Genomic DNA, 17115 nt, shown 5'->3' on the forward strand with positions numbered 1-17115 from the left:
AACAAAAAATAGCACTCTTACTCAACGAAAAAGGCACCTCTCACAGGTGCCTTTGTTTATTTTGGACTAGATCATCTCTTTTTCACTTCGTTGCACGCGCTCTGCCAGTTGTCGGTAATGATCGGCAATGGTTTCACCAAAGACGGGATCGTCTTCATTAACCAGCCATTGCGATTCCACTTGTTGCCAATCTTTCGTCGTAAAAGACTCGGCGATCAGTGGCAGAATCAAGCGCTCTTCAATATCCAGATGTTGGCGTTGTGATGAGATAAACGCCTCTAACTGCTCAATGAACATGGCTTGTGGCACCACGGCATCATTCAAAATCATATGCACCACCTCAGCAAAGGCCGCGGTTTTCTTCGCTAGTTCTTTGTGTTCTAGCTCCAAGTTTTCAATGGTTCTCTGCGCGCCGTAATGCTCTAAGTAATGGCGATAAAGGATGTCTTCTTTAGGATGATGCACCTTTTCCGCATGATCAGATAAATAGCTGACAATCTCGGCGACCAAACTGTAGTTAATAGGCTGCTCATTTTTGAGCAACTCCACTTTGTGGCGCAGTATAGCAAGCATGCGCACAATGTATCCGTGTTCGCGTCTTATCCGTTCAATCATCATAGCGTTTCTCCTTAACACCTCATTTGTTGTAAGTGTATAAGATAGAACGCCATTCGGCTTAGATGTCGCTCAAAAAACCATCGCTTTCTGCGAAATTACATTCAAATGTGCTTAGAGCGACAAAGGGAGTTGCCAGTCTATTGCTTGCTTTCCTTGATCAAGTAAATGTTGATTCGCTTGTGAGAAATGCTTACAACCCAAAAAGCCGCGGTGAGCAGAAAGAGGGGATGGGTGTGGCGCACTGAGAACCACATGCTTATTGCGATCAATAAAGCGGCCTTTTTTCTGGGCGTGCGATCCCCACAATAGGAATACCACACCTTGTTGGTGCTGGTTGAGCGCCTCAATCACTTTGTCAGTGAATGTCTCCCATCCTAATGAAGCATGCGAATGCGCTTTGCCCTGCTCCACAGTAAGCACCGTATTGAGTAGCAACACGCCTTGTTTAGCCCAAGCTTCAAGGTAGCCATGCGCCGGAGTCTGAAAGCCTTGGATATCCTGCGCCAACTCTTTGTACATGTTCACCAAAGAAGGAGGCGTCTTGATACCCGGTAATACTGAAAAACACAAACCATGAGCTTGGTTGGGGCCATGGTAAGGATCCTGTCCTAAGATCACCACTTTGACATCTTGAAACTCGGTATAACGAAAGGCATTGAAGACATCCTTTGCTGGAGGGTAAATCACTCTGCCAGCTTGTCGCTCTGCTTCAACAAAGTTGAGTGTCTGTTGAAAATAGCTTTGCTCTTTTTCCGCACCAATTACATCGTGCCAAGTGAGTTGCTGTGTCATGGGGAGAATCCTATTGAAAACCATCAGGCGGTTATTCTATGTCAGGTCACTCCCCTAACCAAATTCATCACGGGCTATTGGGGTTTTTCGTGACTTTGTGGGCTTTTTTGTGGCGTTCTTGCATGCCCCTGCCCGGTAATATGACGGTTCGGTATTGGCCGTCTTGCGACAGAACGAACAACGTAAGTGGAATGGAACATCATGGTTGTAAACATAGTGGCATCCTCCTGTGACAAACTCGATAAACACTATTGTTCTTGTTTGCTATGAAAGAAAGATGCCAATCTGATGACAAAAATCGCTAAGCGATTGAAGAGAGATGATATTTTCTCAACTGCTCAATTTCTTGCGGCCAAAGTTCAGGCTCAATAGTTTCTAAAATCAATGGGATAGAATCAAAACGGCTGTCTTTTGCAATGTATTCAAAACAGTCCCAGCCAATTTCACCTTTCCCTAGGGCATGGTGCCTATCCACCTTACTGGCTAATTTTACTTTTGAATCATTAATATGCATTGCACGTAAATAGTGCATCCCGACCACACGTTCAAACTCAGCGAAAGTCGCCTCACACGCCTCAGGAGTTCGCAGATCATAGCCTGCGGCAAAGGTGTGGCAAGTATCCAAACAAACCCCAACTCGACGCTTATCTTCAACCTGCTCAATGATTTCTGCAAGGTGCTCAAAGCGCCAACCTAAGTTGGAACCTTGCCCTGCCGTGTTCTCTATCACCGCCACCACATCAGGTACCGCTTGATGCGCTAAGTTGATCGATTCTGCGATTAAAGACAAACACGCTTTTTCTGAGATCTTCTCTAAATGGCTGCCAGGGTGGAAATTGAGTAAGTTCAACCCTAGCTGCTGGCATCGCTCCATTTCATCAATAAACGCGAGGCGAGACTTTTCCAGCTTCTCCGCTTCTGGCGCACCTAAATTAATCAGATAAGAATCATGGGGAAGAATTTGCTGTGGAGAAAAACCCAACAACGCACAATTGGCTTTGAACGCTGCGATAGTTTTCTCTTCTAATGGCTTGGCGACCCACTGGCGTTGATTCTTAGTGAACAAAGCAAACGCGTTTGCTCCAATCTCACGCGCCCGCAGAGGTGCATTATCAACCCCTCCCGCCGCTGAAACATGCGCGCCAATAAATTTGTTACCAAAACGGTTTTTGCTGTTTGTCATTTAATCACTTAACACTTTCAAGATAAGGGGCTAATTACAACCATTTAGCTTAGTTCAGTCAAATTTCCAATTAGATTTGTAGTAAATTTACAACAAAATTAACACTTAACTATTTTTGATGATATCAAATAAATCGTAATCTACAGTTTTTAAAAGGTTTATTGATTTAACTCAATAAAATAACCTTCACAAAATTAATGTTTTTAGTTGTTTTTTGACCTAAATCAATACTATTATAATGGATATTAGCTATATAATACTCAGCTCGACAAAATTCGAAAATTAACACCAATAATCACCACGTAAGTGGACTAGGAGATAGTGATGATCCAAGGTATCCAAATTACTAAAGCAGCAAACGACGACCTACTAAACTCAATCTGGCTTCTAGATAGCGAGAAAAATGAAGCTCGCTGTGTAGCAGCAGTTTCTGGCTACGAAGCTGATCAAATCGTTGCAATTAACGAGCTAGGTGAGTTTGAAAGCCGTGAAGTGGCTATCGAAGCTGCTCCACGCATTGAAGGTGGTCAACACCTAAACGTGAACGTTCTAAAACGTGAAACGCTAGAAGATGCGGTTGCGCACCCAGAGAAATACCCACAGCTAACCATTCGTGTATCGGGTTATGCCGTGCGTTTCAACTCACTAACACCTGAACAACAACGTGACGTTATCGCTCGTACGTTTACTGAATCTCTATAATATAGAGAGCTAAACAATAAAAAACGGCGCTCATCGAGCGCCGTTTTTCTATTCTTGCGTTTGTTTTCTGAAGAAAACAATAGGGTGGAGGCCAAGCTCCACCGGTGAGATTGATGCATGCTTATTGCACGCGACGCAATACTTCTTTCAGAGCAGTAAAATCCGCATCCAACTCTTCTGAGAGCAGTTCCATCACCGCATGTTTTGCCAGTGGTGCTGGCAAATCGATGTCAGTGCCAAGAATGTCATCGACCACTTCCTTAAACTTCGCCGGATGTGCGGTACAGAGGAACAAGCCTGTTTCACCTTCTTGTAGCTGCTGATCCAGCACACGGTAGGCAATCGCACCATGTGGTTCACACAGGTAACCGAGTGAATAGAGATCTTTTACCGATTGCGCACTTTGCTCATCAGACACAGCACCTTTGCCCAGAGTTTCCAAACCCCACTCTTTCACACGACACAACTCTTCAATTCTTGGCCAGTTGTTAGGCTGACTCACGTCCATTGCATTTGAAGTCGTCGCGACAGTCGGTTTTGGATCCCACTTACCCGTTTCTAAGTAGCGAGGCACGGTATCATTAGCGTTCGTTGCTGCGATAAAACGCTTAATCGGTAAACCCAGAGCTTTAGCAAGCAAACCTGCAGTAAGGTTACCAAAGTTACCGCTTGGTACCGACACCACCAGATTCTCGCGCTCTTGCTTACTCATCTGTGCAGCGGCTTCAAAGTAGTAGCAGATTTGCGCCATCAAACGGCTAATGTTGATGGAGTTTGCGGAGTTGAGACCAATCTCTTCACGCAGCTCTGCATCATCAAACGCTTGCTTCACCAGCGCCTGGCACGCATCAAAGTCACCATTAATCGCCACCGTGTGAATGTTTTTGCCTAATGTGCAGAACAGCTTTTCTTGCAATGGGCTGATTTTGCCTTTCGGATAAAGAATGACCACATTGATGTCTTCCATACCGTAAAAAGCGTGTGCAACCGCGGCTCCTGTATCACCCGATGTCGCTGTTAGAATAGTGATTTTTCCACCGTCAGAAACCGCAGCCAACGACTGAGCCATAAAGCGGCCACCGAAGTCTTTGAAGGCAAGTGTCGGTCCATGGAACAGTTCAAGAGCGTAGACACCCTCTTTCACTTGTTTAATCGGTGCTGGGAATTGGAATGCCGCATCCACCATTGAGTTAACTTTGTCTTCTGCTAGCTCATCACCAATCAACGCGGAAAGAATCGCAGTGCTGCGCGAGATAAAATCTTGCGCAAGCAATGCATCGATATCGTCAAATTTCGGTAATTCTGCTGGGAAAAATAGCCCCTGATTACGGCCTAACCCTTGGCGCACGGCTTGGCCAAAGGAAACTTGTTCGTCATTTTCTTTTATGTTGTAAAGCTTCATAGCTCACTTCCTGTCACAATTGAGCCCTTTTTGTCTAAACGACAAATGTGGACGAATCCTTCTTCATTTTGTACGTAATTTTGTTCTAACCAGCGTGCCACACGCTGTGCAACATCTTGGTCTTTGCAAATACTGAACAGTGTCGGCCCACTGCCAGAAATGCCCGTTGCCAATGCCCCCGCAGAAGCGGCATATTTACGCGCATCGGCAAAACCGGGAAGCAGTTTCTCACGATAAGGCTCTGCGATCACGTCTTTGATCATCTTCGCGGCAAGCTCAGGCTGCCCTGAGTGACAAGCGTGAATAAAGCCGGCCAAATGGCGGCCATGTGCGATCACATCTTGACGTCGGTATTGAGAAGGTAAAATCGCACGCGCTTCTGCCGTCGACACCTTAATGCCAGGGTAGGCCATCACCCAATACCAATCATCGAAGCACGGAACTTCTTGGCTAATAATGCCGAGCTCTTCAAGCATCAACTGCAAACCACCTAAATAGCATGGTGCAACGTTGTCATAGTGTACTCCACCGGAGATTTGGCCTTCCATTTCACCCATCAGTGCGAGCAATTCCATTTCATCCAGTGGGTTGGCATGGAACTGATTGAGGGCATCTAACGCGGCAACAATAGAACAAGCACTAGAGCCAAGCCCAGATCCAATCGGCATGTTCTTTTCTAATGTCATCTCAAGCGGTTTGAGCTCAAGACCTTTTTTATCGAGTTCGCGAGCAAACACTCGCCAGCAATCATAAACAATGTTTTCTTTCGGATCGCTTGGCAGCTTTGCAACAAAACTACCCGCCGTCTTTAACGAAAACGGCTCATTCCCTGCTTTCACCATGACTCGGTCGCCGAGCAAAGTACCATCAATGGGCGACACTGCCGCCCCTAATACATCAAAACCAACACTGACATTACCAATAGAAGCGGGAGCGTACACTACCACAGCCATATCGCTTGAACTCATCGATTAAACCCCTAATTTCCAGCCTAAAGTACGCATCACATCTGAGAACACGCCTGCCGCAGTCACTTGAGTACCGGCACCGTAACCTCTCAATACTAACGGGATCGGCTGATAGTAACGGCTGTAAAATGCTAATGCATTTTCACCATCTTTAATTTTGAACATCGGATCATTTTCATCTACCGCAGCGATCGAAACTTTGCACTTACCATCGATGATTTCACCAACATAACGCAGCACCTTACCTTCTTCTGCCGCTTGCGCAGAAAGTTGCTTGAAGTACGCATCAGCTTCCGGTAGTCGAGCCATAAACTCATCGACACTACCTGAATCGTCAAAACTTGGTGGCAAGGCTTGATCCACTTCGACATCTTCCAGCTCTAATGCCATGCCCGCTTCACGCGCCAAGATCAGCAGTTTACGCGCCACATCCATTCCGGACAGGTCATCACGAGGATCTGGCTCTGTAAAGCCATTTTGTTTGGCGATATTGGTCGCCTCACTCAACGTCATGCCTTCATCCAACTTACCGAAGATAAAGGAAAGTGAACCAGAGAGAATGCCGCTGAATCGCTCCAGCTCATCACCCGCAGAGATAAGATTTTGCAAGTTTTCTATGACAGGCAAACCAGCACCAACCGTTGTTTCATACATCAACTTACGACGAGAGCTGCGTGCCACATCGCGTAGTTGGTGGTAATACGCCATACTCGCGGTATTGGCTTTCTTATTTGGCGTCACAACATGGAAACCAGCGGCTAAAAACTCTGCGTATTGGTTGGCAATCACGTCGCTAGAAGTACAATCGACGAGCACTGGGTTGATGATATGGTTACGCTGCACAGTGGCAATCAAACTGGCAAGGCTAAACGCTTCAGATGCATTGGCCATGCGGTCACGCCAATGCTCCAGAGGTAAACCGTTGCTGTCTAACAACAGCCCTTTACTATTAGCCAAACCACACACTCGGATGACAATGCCTTTGTCTGCCAGTTTGGCTTGCTGACGCTGGATCTGATCCACCAACTCACCACCGACACCACCGACACCAACAACAAACACATCCAGGTAGTGTTTCGAGTTGAAGAGATTTTCATGACACGCTTTGATCGCTTGAGAGATCTTATCTTCTGGGATCACCGCTGAAATAGCGCGCTCTGACGAACCTTGAGCAATAGCGATGACATTGACACTCACTTCCGCAAGAGAAGCAAAGAATTGTGATGCAACGCCTTTGGAAGTGCGCATACCATCACCCACCAGCGTGATGATAGAAACATTAGTCAGAAATTCGACGGGCTCCAATAGACCATCTTTCAGTTCTAACTCAAAAGCATCTGAGAGTGCCTGTTCGGCTAAAGGTCTGTCGGCAGCTTCAATACAGAAGCTGATACTGTACTCAGAAGAAGACTGAGTAATCAGAACGATTGACACGCCAGAAGCCGACATCGCACCAAATACTCGGCTCGCCATGCCTACCATGCCTTTCATGCCCGGTCCAGACACGTTCACCATCGTCAGATTATTGAGCGTAGTGATGCCTTTGATCGCTAGATTATCTTCGCCTGTATCTTGGCCAATCAGCGTGCCTGCACCTTGAGGGTTGAAGCTGTTCTTAATCAAACATGGGATATGAAATTGCGCGATTGGCGCAATGGTTTTTGGATGCAAAACGGATGCGCCAAAGTATGAAAGCTCCATAGCCTCTTGATAGCTTAAGGACTTCAATAAGCGAGCATCTTCGACTAAACGCGGGTCACAGTTGTACACCCCATCCACATCCGTCCAGATCTCACAACAATCCGCGCGCAGACATGCCGCCAACACGGCTGCTGAGTAATCGGAACCATTACGACCTAAAGTAACCAACTCACCATGCTTATTGCCTGCGGTAAAGCCAGGCATGATATGAACGTGCCCTTGAGGAAGAGGATTCAAACGGAAGTTTTGCGTAGATACATCGACATCCACCATCCCTTCTAGGTGATCACCATGGGCAAGCAAGTAGTCAACCGGATCAATAAGATTAACGAGATGACCTTTTGCTTCCAACACCGCCTTCATTAACTGGATGGAAACACGCTCACCTTTACTGATGATGCGAGCATTGACGTTATCAGGACACATCCCCAACAGGCCGATGCCATGAACAAATTGACGCAGTTGCGAAAGTGAATCCGCGACTTGCTTTAAATACGCATCGCCGTTGAGGTTAGGAAGCTGCTGTTTGATATCACTCAGCAGTTGTTTGAACGCACTGTCTAGCTCGTCGACTTGTCGTTCTGCTTCACCATTTTTCAGTGCAGACTCAATGACCGCGACCAATTTATTGGTTGTTTTCCCTGGCGCCGACAACACTACAGAAACTTCTTCCTGCTTGGCATTGTTAGCAACAATGTCCGCCGCTCTTAAAAAGCGGTCTGCATCGGCTAACGATGAGCCACCAAATTTTAATACTCGCATCCCTTCCTCCCGGATTATTTTTAATCTGTATAAAAAAAGGCCTGTATCTTGTTGGATACAGGCCTTTTTTTGAAATTTGTTCTTTCGCTCAGCAGCCTGCCCCAACATGTGTGATGTCGGTAATAATAATGGTGGTGGTCATTACTAGTTGGCTGTTAAGAATCATAAAACGTTATCTATTGCTTTTGTGTGTTTGCTTGTATCTACGTTTACCGTAGTTTCGAGCGGTTCGTCAACAAAAAGTTACGTTTTTTTTATCGCGAGGGTTATGCATATGCGCACATTTTAAGATCGCGTTCTCATTTTCAGGATCTTAAATCTCAGCATTTTGATCTTCTCAGCAAAATGGCTTTAGAAAACTCGCTAACCTAGATCTTCGACGGAAAATTTTTTCCCAACATGGGAGGAATTTTGTGCTTAACTTGAGAGTACAATAAAAAAATCCTCATAATAATCACAAGGAGTAGTGGTATGAAAAACTGGCCCATCTTGCTGCTTTTCTTTGTGTTTTCTCATGCATATGCCAACAATTTGCCTACTTTAAACCCGACGAAAACGTCGCCCCACAAACTGTTTCTCACCAGTGAAAGTCAAACAGAAGAAAGTTTTGATGTCTGGAATATCGATGGAGGCTACGCCTATCAATTGTTTGATTCAGTGGACCTTTACGTGGGCGCTCGTGTCAATAATTCGCAAACAGCCAATCAGAGTGGCTTTTTAAGTGGCGTGAGTTACCAAATTAGCGATCGGGTGGTAGTGAAAAGTACCATTCGTTCTTTCAAAGTTCAGGAAGAAAGTGGCACTGAACATAATGGTAATTTTGCTGCTGAAGTGACAAGCCGAGTCAAAATTAGTGAACAACTGGATTTGCACGCCACTCTCGATCTGCAAGAGTGGCAACAAGGTATTGAGTTTGGTTTAGGTTTCCGCTTTTAGAATTGAAGCAACTCTTTGGAAATTAGAATTCCATTCCAATCGGCGTAGATATAATCCTTTGGCTGCACCATTTGGTTGTGCATGGTTAAGGTAACATTGACTTCACCAGCCCCTCGTTTTTCCGTTTTGAATGGTGAAGTGCCCAATGCTTTAATCCCCAACTCCATTTGTGACATCTGGGCGACGTCGCGCACGGCACCAAACACAATTACCCCTTCCCAATCATTTTCAATCGCCAATATCGCTAATTGATCGCCAAGTAATGCTTTTTGGCAGGAACCATGCCCATCCACAACCAACACTTTGCCTTTACCATTTTCACTCAAAACATCTCGCACTTTCGAGTTGTCGTGATAACAGCGAACAGTCACAATCTCCCCGAAAAATGCGGCTTTCTGACCAAAATTCTGTAATGGCAGATTGAGTAAAGTGACTTTGTCTTCATGTTGATCACAGATATCCGGGGTAATGTCCTTCATATATCCTCCTTGAGAAAATTTTTGCCACATCAAACATGCGGCTCGAATTCAAAATTTCTTATCTGATGCGCTGGTCAAACGGCCCCAGTGATTCTTTCCTTTCATCACTCAAGCAAGACACTAAAAAAAGCTCTCCTTGTTCAACAAAATAAATCGCGTTTTGTTGGAACTCTCTTGCTAAGTTTAGTGCGTAATTCAAATTTATCTCGACGGCAAAACTTTCTTCGCTCCAACAGCACGCCTTATCGGCGACTAAAACTGAACAAAAGCGTCGCGTGTTAATCTTTGTTTTTAGCTTCTGATTACTTATGCAATTCTCTTTTTTTGACTGCAAAATGCTCGCAGGGTTCCATGCTGTAATAATGGCAAAACAATCGCTTTGCCATTCGTCATTAAAATGGAAAAAAGAGGCTGAATAGGCATGCCATAATGACGCATCTACAGTTGTTTCACCATTATTTATCATAAGTCTCCATCGATTAATAATTGTTACATTTCATCAATTGATATAAATCAACAAAGTGAATGGAATTAACATTTGTTCATTGTTAGCATGCTGTTAACATTATAGAATCCGCACAAAAGCCTTGGGATGATTACCTTTCCACACCAGACGAAAGGCGTCGAAAGGTAAACAGACCCAGTAGAATAATCCAGTAACAGTTGGATACTGTATACATTTGGCGAGAACCCACGGAAGGCAGATAACTTAAAGAAGTGTTTTTTTGATCACTTTGTTTTATTATCAAAAAATCATTACCTGTATGTTATGTTTTTGCCTAGAATTTATTCTATTCGTACAATTTTGTCACAAATTTAGGTACCGCCAATGCAAACCCCGCAGATTCTTATCGTCGAAGATGAGCAAGTAACTCGTAACACTCTTAAGAGTATTTTTGAAGCAGAGGGATATGCTGTATTTGAAGCCAGCAACGGTGATGAGATGCACCACATGCTGTCTGAAAATAGTATTAATCTGGTGATTATGGACATCAACCTGCCTGGTAAAAACGGCCTTCTTCTTGCCCGTGAACTCCGCGAGCAAGCCGATGTTGCTTTGATGTTCTTAACTGGTCGCGACAATGAAGTCGACAAGATTCTTGGCTTAGAAATCGGCGCAGATGATTACATCACTAAGCCATTTAACCCTCGCGAACTGACGATCCGTGCTCGTAACCTGCTAAGCCGCTCTATGAGCAGCAGTGTTATGCCGGAAGAAAAACGTTCGGTTGAGAAATACGAATTTAACGGTTGGGTGTTGGATATCAACAGCCGCTCACTCATCAGCCCATCGGGTGATGGTTACAAACTGCCACGTTCAGAGTTCCGTGCATTGCTGCACTTCTGTGAAAACCCAGGCAAGATCCAAACTCGTGCCGATCTTCTGAAGAAGATGACGGGACGTGAACTTAAGCCGCACGATCGTACTGTTGACGTGACCATTCGTCGCATCCGTAAGCACTTTGAATCGGTATCTGGCACACCAGAAATCATCGCAACCATTCACGGTGAAGGTTACCGTTTCTGTGGTGATTTAGAAGCGTAAGCTCACCGCATAAACAAAAAAAGGTTGGTGTTTACCAACCTTTTTTATTTTGTCATGTCCTATCCGTTTGGCTTAAAACACTTTATCGATCGTAATGTTGCGCTCAACTAACCATTCACGTTTACCGTGATTATCGAGCTCCACCAGCAAATCAACATTCTTTTCTGGATCAAAATTCGCTTGCCATACAAAGGCAATTTCCCATTTATTCTCACTGTGCGTGCGCAATTCAAGCAAATCGCCATCAATTTTCCACTCTTGATCGCCTTGCTTAATCGTTAACTCACTCACTGTTAAGCTAGCTGGCAGATCACGATCCGATGAGAGATACAAAGCACCATGCAGGTTATCTTGTTGCGATTCACCTAGTGTCGGCATCTGGTTGATCCAAAGGTTACTGGCCAGTTCAATGCGAGTATCTGCAATGGTAATACGATTATCTTGCTGCCAACTCACGTTTGGCTCGGAGGTGCATCCTACCAACAGCAATAGTGGCAGCAGTGCAATTAATGGTTTTTTCATTTCTTCACCTCTGTTCTAACCAACTCTTCAATATCTGAATATCATTTTGATACTCATTCTTGATTTCTTCTACCCAGTCAGCGATATTTTCCCACCATGCGGGCATGTCTGGAGATTGTGCTTTTTGCGCAACGCTTTGAATTCGTTTCAACCCGATCGAACCCGCCGCTCCCTTGATTTTATGCGCTTCGGAAACAATCCCAGGCTGATCTTTTGCAATCATATTGGAATCGAGTATTTCAAGGTATTCAGGCATCATCTCTTCAAACATACGGATGCTATCGAGAACTGGCTGCGGTCCAACAATCTCTACGTAAGATTCAAGCATCACCAAATCCAAGATATGATTCTCTACATGGCTGGTTGCGATCTCAACCACTTCAGCCTCTTCCATTTCGATCGTGGTGCTTTCTTGTTTGATGATCAGTTTTTCAATCACATCTTGAATTGCCTGTACCGAGAGTGGCTTGCTAATGGCTTCATTCATGCCATTGTCTAGATACTCGCGTTTATCTTTCAATACGTTGGCAGTGAGGGCAACCAGTGGAGGCAATTGGCTATAGTGTTTACGATAGTACGCCGCGACATCAAAACCCGTCATATCCGGCAATTGGATGTCGAGTAACACCAAGTCGTAGCGGCTCGGGTCAAAGGATCGTATCGCCTCGTCCCCTGTCATCGCAACCGTCACTTTGTGGCCGAGACTTTCAAGTAGAGAGCGAGCAACGGTGACATTGAGTGCGATGTCTTCCACCATAAAGATACTGAGATGGAGTTGGGTTTTCGGTTTGTCCACCGTCGATGGGGCAGATTCAATCACAGGAACATGAATAGAAATAGTGAACGTACTACCAAAGCCTTCCTCACTACTGACCGTAATGTCGCCATCCATCATGTTGATCAACTGGCGTGAAACCGCCAAACCAATCCCCGTTCCAACTGCATGCAAGTTATCTTTACCTGATTTGACTTGGTAGTACATGGCAAAAATCTTATCCAGTTCCGCTTCTGGAATCCCGATCCCTGTATCTTCTACTTCAATAATGATGGTGGCAAAATCATCCTCAACTTCAGAACTCACCGTCATGACCACTCCGCCCTCTTTGGTAAACTTCATCGCATTGCTGATGAGATTCCAAATGACTTGGCGCAAGCGCGTGGCATCCACCTCGATGGCTTTAGGCAGCTCACTCAAACGTTCTAAATCAAATCGCAACCCTTTTTGTTCTGCCATAAGCGCCGAAATGCTTTCGATTTCTGCGACAAAATCTTCAAAGTTAAGCGGAGCGGGTAACAGCTCTAATTTGCGGCGATCAAACTTGTCCATATCAATGATGTCATTGAATATATTACCTAAGGTGATCGCGCTAACATTGATGGTTTGCATGTACTTGCGCTGCTCATCGGTTAAGCGCGTATCCAATAGCATACGACTTAAACCAACAATGCCGTTAAGTGGGGTTCTAAGCTCATGACTGATGGTTGAAATGAAAGTGGTTTTGTCGCGGCTCGCTTTTTCCAATGATTCTTCATGGCGTTTACGTTCTGTAATGTCACGGCCAAAGCCAACTAATCCTAGGTGACGCCCATCTTTGCTGTAAAACGGCACTTTACGCAGCTCAAAGTAGTGTTTTCTACCATCTGGATATTCAAGCCACTGCTCGTAAGTCAAAGCGCGATTATTGGCAAAAACTTGCTGATCCGTATCGACTATTTGTTGAGCGACTTCCTTGCTGTAAACATCCCAAGGGCTTAAGCCGACCAATTGATGCTCTTTCTTGCCGGTCAACTCTTCCATCGCTCGGTTACAACCAGAGAACACCCCCTCAGCATTGCGGTAGTAAATCAAATCCGGAGAGGCATCAATAAAAGAGCGCAATAACGCGGTACGCTCCGCAAGTTCCACTTGGGTCCTTTCCCGTTGAAACACCTCGTTTTCGAGATCTTTCATTGCCTCTTCTCTGGCTTCTTCGGCGCGAATACGTTCTTCGATCTCTTGGTTCAATTGTTCGATGTTCTGTTGCAACTGCACATTAAGCTCTTGATCTCGTGAGCGCATATCTTTCAATTTAGAAACCAATTTTGAGAGACGCTGGCGTGACTCTTCCAGTTGATCCACCACCACTGACAAGAAATAAACCGCCCAAGGAGTAATGAGCAAACCAAAAAAGACTGAGCGAACAATATCGATATCATCCACATTGCCTTTCAGCACCAAGGTAATGCCCACTTGGACCACCACAGCTAATGCAACCAACGCCAAGGCTAGCAACATCGAAAAACGCACAATCCCCAGCTTAACCAGTAGATCAACGTAATACTGGGCAAGGTTTTTCATCGGTTTCATTTAATGCTCCAAAAGATGAGAGTGTAGCCTGAACTAGTGAAGTCGTTGGCGACATTAGCATTCAATGCCGTGCAAACCTCGAACAGACCCTGTAATGAAAATGGCGATCGCGGCACGTTTCAACATCAAATTCACGCACTTAGTTTAGCTTGTTTACCCTTGAGGGTTAAGCTATTGAAATCACAACAAGCACAATCAATAGAAAATCAGTTGGCGTGAGGGGGATTGTCCTGTACCAAAGTGGACGGCGATTCGCCAGAAGAGAGAGAGATAGGATGAACAGAAGTGCGATTCCGGCCATCTGACTTGGCTTGATAAAGCGCGCTATCCGCAAGCGCCACCCCCATATCAGGAACATCTTCAGGAGAGGGAATGTAAGAAACCAAACCAATACTGATGGTTACTCGCCCTGCAATCTTGGAGCCTTGATGGGCGATGTTGCTTTCGGCGATGTAAGTGTGGATCTTCTCCGCCACTTTCAAAGCCCCTTCTGCCGTAGTATTGGGCAACAACAGAGCAAATTCCTCTCCGCCATAGCGCGCGACGCAATCAGATGAGCGGCTGACGACTTGACTAAAAACGGTCGCCACCTGGATCAGCGCCTCATCGCCTGCTTGATGGCCATAGCGATCATTGAACTCTTTGAAGAAATCAATATCGCAAAGCATGATGGTCAGCGGCAATTTTTCTCGAGCATGATGGAACCACAGAGTATTCAGCTGCTCATCAAAACGGCGACGGTTGGACACTTGAGTTAAGCTGTCCATAAAGCTTAGTTTTTCTAGCTCGAGGTTCGCGGCTTCCAATTTCTGCTCGGCGAGATAACGTTCCGAGATATCGCGTGCCATGATCAAGACGCCGTTGGTTCCCGAAGCGGGATCGCGAAACGGTGACTTCACCACGTCATACCAAGCGTATTCTCCATTACTGTCGAGCACTTTATCGATATAACGCAGCGACTTACCTTCGTGCAACACCTGACTGTCCGTCACAGAGAGACGCTGGTACATCTCACCGGGAACCACATCTTGCAAACGCTTACCGATGAGATCATTCACGTCCGCGATGCCCAGCGCTCGCACGAATGGCTCGTTACACGCTTGATACACCAAATTCTCATTGAAGATACCGATCGAATCAGGGCTGGCTTCCAAAATGTTTTGTAAGATGGTATCTCGCTGTGCCAACGCCACCTCGGTATCTTTGCGGCGCTCCATCTCATCTCGTAGATTTTGCTGCATGGCATGCCACTCTGTCACATCATGGCTGATGCTAAGAGTACCAATTGGCTCACCCGCTTTGGTCATCAATAAACTTTGATTAACTTCCAACAAACAACTGCGCCCTTGCGGATCGGTCGTCCAGCGGCGTTCACTTTGACGGCCTTTCATCAGGCGACTTTCCGGCATAATCGCTTCATCTCTCCGCCCTTCCCAGAACAGTTCAAAAGCGCGGTTGGTGGCCAGAATTTTGCCGTCATTGTCTTTCAGGCAGATCAGTTCGCTTAGCGAATCTAATGCTGATTGCGCCACTAAGAAGGCATCGAGATCGTCCATATGACGAGAGCGATTCGAAGGATTTAATTGGATATTCAGTAGCCAGCAATGCTGGCCACGGTAGTAAACTTTGCGACCACTTAACGCCACGTCAAGATGCTCGTGTTCCGATGCTTGCCAGGCAAACGCAAGCTGACTGAACTGACGACCAGAGAGTGAGGTTAACGAGTTGGACAACTGTTCAATGGCGAACGTCGCCGGAAAAAGATACGTTCGGTTTAGCTGGCGAACACCAAGCTGCTGCATCGCTGCATTGTTTGCCAGTAGCACATGCTGCCCAGTGAGATCGACCAATAAGACAGGGGACATCAAATCGAGAATCAGCGTATCAAGCTCTCGTTGATAACGAAGATGCAGCAGCCGAACCACAACATAGCCTAACACCGCCATTAAAATAATCGCGCCGTAATGTTCTGCGAGGTGTGCTATCCATGCAAACTGCTTGTCCATTCTCACTCTTAGATGAATTGTGTGTGCGGCGACTATACCAACTATTGAGGGTGAATTCCGCTTTTTAATTGCGGTTTAGTATAGACAAAAGAATGGCCAAGCGCACTGCCCTGTCCGCCATGCTGAGCAAGGTATTGACCAATTTCAGTCATGGCTAACCAGCGATTTTCACACCATAAAGGCGATAGCAATGTCGGACGACGAGCGGCTGAAGAGACTCGGTGGAAAATCACCTCTGGCGGTGTTCGGCGAATCATTTCGCAGGCAATCTCGACATATTGCTCTAATTCTGGTGCTTCCAACTTACCCGCACGCCAAGCTTTGGCCATGGTGCTGCCTTCGACAATATGCAAACCATGTAGTTTTATGCCATCCGTACCGACCTCAATCACTTTTTCTAAGGTGGCAAAGTTATCGTCTGGAGACTCTTTTGGTAACCCAACGATCAAATGCGTACATACTTTGATGCCCAAGGCTCGAGCTCGCTGAGTGATCTCTGCGTAGCATTCAAAATCGTGTCCACGATTGATCCGCTTTAAGGTGTCATTGCTGGCCGTTTGCAGCCCCAACTCCAACCAAATTTCATAACCTTGCTGCACGTAATCCGAGAGCAGCTCTAACACCGAATCAGGCACACAATCTGGGCGAGTCCCTACGCAAAGACCGACAATATCCGCGGCTTTCAACGCTTCTTCATACATGTTTTTCAGCACCTGCACTTCAGCATAGGTACTGGTGTAGGCTTGAAAATAGGCTAAGTACTTTTTCGCGCGATGCACTTCTCCCGCTCGCTCGCTCAATTGCTCTCGAATACTTTTGACTTGAGCTTGCTCATCAGCGAACGATGCTACATTGCAGAAAGTACAGCCACCACGGCCAATCGTGCCATCGCGATTTGGGCAGCTAAAGCCCCCATGAAGCGTCAATTTATGCACTTTTTCTCCATATCGACGCTGAAGATCCTGACCAATCGTATTCACTAGCTCATGTAATTGCATTGAAAACCACCAATTGAAAACCGCAATCAATCTCACTACGGTTTCTGTAAATTAATTACACACCTGCAAGAAAAAACACAAAATTTTAGTAAATTCAAACGAAGCTTTTCATGGCAAAAATCAATAAACATGCATAAATAAAAGAAAAACGGG

At 45.7% G+C, this 17115-nt stretch carries 15 protein-coding genes and 1 other annotated feature; of the genes, 3 read left to right on the forward strand and 12 right to left on the reverse strand.

Annotation, left to right across the window (positions count from 1 at the left end):
• Window positions 1-66: 66 nt before the first annotated feature.
• The 3 genes from AOT11_RS04565 to nfo form a co-directional block, all read right to left on the reverse strand.
• Window positions 67-618: a hemerythrin domain-containing protein gene (locus tag AOT11_RS04565; protein WP_026050491.1), complete on the reverse strand. Its 552-nt coding sequence runs from the start codon at window positions 616-618 to the stop codon at window positions 67-69.
• Between the two features lie 111 nt (window positions 619-729).
• Window positions 730-1410: a uracil-DNA glycosylase gene (ung, locus tag AOT11_RS04570; RefSeq protein ID WP_026050490.1), complete on the reverse strand. Its 681-nt coding sequence runs from the start codon at window positions 1408-1410 to the stop codon at window positions 730-732.
• A 301-nt stretch (window positions 1411-1711) separates the two neighbouring features.
• Window positions 1712-2593: a deoxyribonuclease IV gene (nfo, locus tag AOT11_RS04575; RefSeq protein ID WP_017421330.1), complete on the reverse strand. Its 882-nt coding sequence runs from the start codon at window positions 2591-2593 to the stop codon at window positions 1712-1714.
• A gap of 324 nt (window positions 2594-2917) precedes the next feature.
• On the opposite strand from nfo, the gene grcA reads away from it, so the two are divergent.
• Entirely contained in the window at window positions 2918-3295 is a 378-nt protein-coding gene (grcA, locus tag AOT11_RS04580) for an autonomous glycyl radical cofactor GrcA (protein ID WP_011078629.1), read from the forward strand.
• A 121-nt stretch (window positions 3296-3416) separates the two neighbouring features.
• Here grcA and thrC read toward each other — a convergent pair whose 3' ends face one another.
• The 3 genes from thrC to thrA are packed head-to-tail and all read right to left on the reverse strand — an operon-like array spanning window position 3417 to window position 8128.
• On the reverse strand, window positions 3417-4697 hold the full coding sequence (gene thrC, locus AOT11_RS04585) for a threonine synthase (protein ID WP_017421329.1): 1281 nt from the start codon (window positions 4695-4697) through the stop codon (window positions 3417-3419).
• Window positions 4694-5650 (reverse strand): homoserine kinase, encoded by a 957-nt coding sequence (thrB, locus tag AOT11_RS04590; RefSeq protein ID WP_011078631.1) that lies wholly within the window; start codon window positions 5648-5650, stop codon window positions 4694-4696. Before thrB ends, thrC begins: the two co-directional genes overlap by 4 nt.
• 18 nt (window positions 5651-5668) lie before the next feature.
• Complete coding sequence (thrA, locus tag AOT11_RS04595) at window positions 5669-8128, reverse strand: bifunctional aspartate kinase/homoserine dehydrogenase I (RefSeq protein WP_017421327.1); 2460 nt, start codon at window positions 8126-8128, stop codon at window positions 5669-5671.
• 30 nt (window positions 8129-8158) lie between these two features.
• Window positions 8159-8281 (reverse strand) — a sequence feature (Thr leader region).
• 318 nt (window positions 8282-8599) lie between these two features.
• Between thrA and AOT11_RS04600 the strand changes: the two genes are divergently transcribed.
• Window positions 8600-9064, forward strand: a complete 465-nt coding sequence (locus AOT11_RS04600) for a hypothetical protein (RefSeq protein ID WP_017421326.1) — start codon at window positions 8600-8602, stop codon at window positions 9062-9064.
• Here the strand turns inward: AOT11_RS04600 and AOT11_RS04605 are convergent.
• Both AOT11_RS04605 and AOT11_RS04610 read right to left on the reverse strand, forming a co-directional pair.
• Window positions 9061-9543 (reverse strand): putative 4-hydroxy-4-methyl-2-oxoglutarate aldolase, encoded by a 483-nt coding sequence (locus AOT11_RS04605; protein ID WP_011078634.1) that lies wholly within the window; start codon window positions 9541-9543, stop codon window positions 9061-9063. The genes AOT11_RS04600 and AOT11_RS04605 overlap by 4 nt on opposite strands.
• Window positions 9544-9601: 58 nt before the next feature.
• Window positions 9602-10009, reverse strand: coding sequence for a DUF3293 domain-containing protein (locus tag AOT11_RS04610; protein ID WP_017421325.1), 408 nt, complete (start codon window positions 10007-10009; stop codon window positions 9602-9604).
• A gap of 363 nt (window positions 10010-10372) precedes the next feature.
• On the opposite strand from AOT11_RS04610, the gene arcA reads away from it, so the two are divergent.
• Window positions 10373-11089, forward strand: coding sequence for a two-component system response regulator ArcA (arcA, locus tag AOT11_RS04615; RefSeq protein ID WP_011078635.1), 717 nt, complete (start codon window positions 10373-10375; stop codon window positions 11087-11089).
• A 72-nt stretch (window positions 11090-11161) separates the two neighbouring features.
• On the opposite strand, the gene AOT11_RS04620 is transcribed toward arcA, so the two are convergent.
• The 4 genes from AOT11_RS04620 to mnmL form a co-directional block, all read right to left on the reverse strand.
• Entirely contained in the window at window positions 11162-11611 is a 450-nt protein-coding gene (locus AOT11_RS04620) for a hypothetical protein (RefSeq protein ID WP_011078636.1), read from the reverse strand.
• A gap of 4 nt (window positions 11612-11615) precedes the next feature.
• Window positions 11616-13958: an aerobic respiration two-component sensor histidine kinase ArcB gene (arcB, locus tag AOT11_RS04625; RefSeq protein WP_017421324.1), complete on the reverse strand. Its 2343-nt coding sequence runs from the start codon at window positions 13956-13958 to the stop codon at window positions 11616-11618.
• A 206-nt stretch (window positions 13959-14164) separates the two neighbouring features.
• Window positions 14165-15964, reverse strand: coding sequence for a sensor domain-containing diguanylate cyclase (locus tag AOT11_RS04630; RefSeq protein WP_049797992.1), 1800 nt, complete (start codon window positions 15962-15964; stop codon window positions 14165-14167).
• Window positions 15965-16005: 41 nt separating this feature from the next.
• Window positions 16006-16962 (reverse strand): tRNA modification radical SAM protein MnmL/YtqA, encoded by a 957-nt coding sequence (gene mnmL, locus AOT11_RS04635; RefSeq protein WP_026050489.1) that lies wholly within the window; start codon window positions 16960-16962, stop codon window positions 16006-16008.
• Window positions 16963-17115: the final 153 nt, after the last annotated feature.

The organism is Vibrio vulnificus NBRC 15645 = ATCC 27562 (assembly GCF_002224265.1).
Lineage (GTDB): Bacteria > Pseudomonadota > Gammaproteobacteria > Enterobacterales > Vibrionaceae > Vibrio > Vibrio vulnificus.